Annotated in this window: 1 protein-coding gene; it reads left to right on the top strand. The window is 45.5% G+C overall.

Annotated elements, in window-relative coordinates; translation table 11 throughout:
- Positions 1-62: 62 nt before the first annotated feature.
- On the top strand, positions 63-1,214 hold the full coding sequence (locus QMN93_RS25935; RefSeq protein WP_001254932.1) for an IS30-like element IS30 family transposase: 1,152 nt from the start codon (positions 63-65) through the stop codon (positions 1,212-1,214).
- Positions 1,215-1,221: the final 7 nt, after the last annotated feature.

Raw genomic sequence — 1,221 nt, 5'->3', positions numbered from 1 at the left:
TGTAGATTCAATTGGTCAACGCAACAGTTATGTGAAAACATGGGGTTGCGGAGGTTTTTTGAATGAGACGAACATTTACAGCAGAGGAAAAAGCCTCTGTTTTTGAACTATGGAAGAACGGAACAGGCTTCAGTGAAATAGCGAATATCCTGGGTTCAAAACCCGGAACGATCTTCACTATGTTAAGGGATACTGGCGGCATAAAACCCCATGAGCGTAAGCGGGCTGTAGCTCACCTGACACTGTCTGAGCGCGAGGAGATACGAGCTGGTTTGTCAGCCAAAATGAGCATTCGTGCGATAGCTACTGCGCTGAATCGCAGTCCTTCGACGATCTCACGTGAAGTTCAGCGTAATCGGGGCAGACGCTATTACAAAGCTGTTGATGCTAATAACCGAGCCAACAGAATGGCGAAAAGGCCAAAACCGTGCTTACTGGATCAAAATTTACCATTGCGAAAGCTTGTTCTGGAAAAGCTGGAGATGAAATGGTCTCCAGAGCAAATATCAGGATGGTTAAGGCGAACAAAACCACGTCAAAAAACGCTGCGAATATCACCTGAGACAATTTATAAAACGCTGTACTTTCGTAGCCGTGAAGCGCTACACCACCTGAATATACAGCATCTGCGACGGTCGCATAGCCTTCGCCATGGCAGGCGTCATACCCGCAAAGGCGAAAGAGGTACGATTAACATAGTGAACGGAACACCAATTCACGAACGTTCCCGAAATATCGATAACAGACGCTCTCTGGGGCATTGGGAGGGCGATTTAGTCTCAGGTACAAAAAACTCTCATATAGCCACACTTGTAGACCGAAAATCACGTTATACGATCATCCTTAGACTCAGGGGCAAAGATTCTGTCTCAGTAAATCAGGCTCTTACCGACAAATTCCTGAGTTTACCGTCAGAACTCAGAAAATCACTGACATGGGACAGAGGAATGGAACTGGCCAGACATCTAGAATTTACTGTCAGCACCGGCGTTAAAGTTTACTTCTGCGATCCTCAGAGTCCTTGGCAGCGGGGAACAAATGAGAACACAAATGGGCTAATTCGGCAGTACTTTCCTAAAAAGACATGTCTTGCCCAATATACTCAACATGAACTAGATCTGGTTGCTGCTCAGCTAAACAACAGACCGAGAAAGACACTGAAGTTCAAAACACCGAAAGAGATAATTGAAAGGGGTGTTGCATTGACAGATTGAATCTACA

Origin of the sequence: Enterobacter sp. R-1.6.2 (assembly GCF_035064085.1) — a bacterium.
Lineage (GTDB): Bacteria > Pseudomonadota > Gammaproteobacteria > Enterobacterales > Enterobacteriaceae > Enterobacter > Enterobacter asburiae_B.
The sequence above is the reverse complement of the archived record's forward strand: the minus strand, read 5'-3'. Positions and strand labels throughout refer to the sequence as shown.

Coding starts and splice junctions, on each gene's coding strand:
- QMN93_RS25935 (WP_001254932.1), top strand. CDS start 63: ATGAGACGAACATTTACAGCAGAGGAAAAAGCCTCTGTTTTTGAACTA.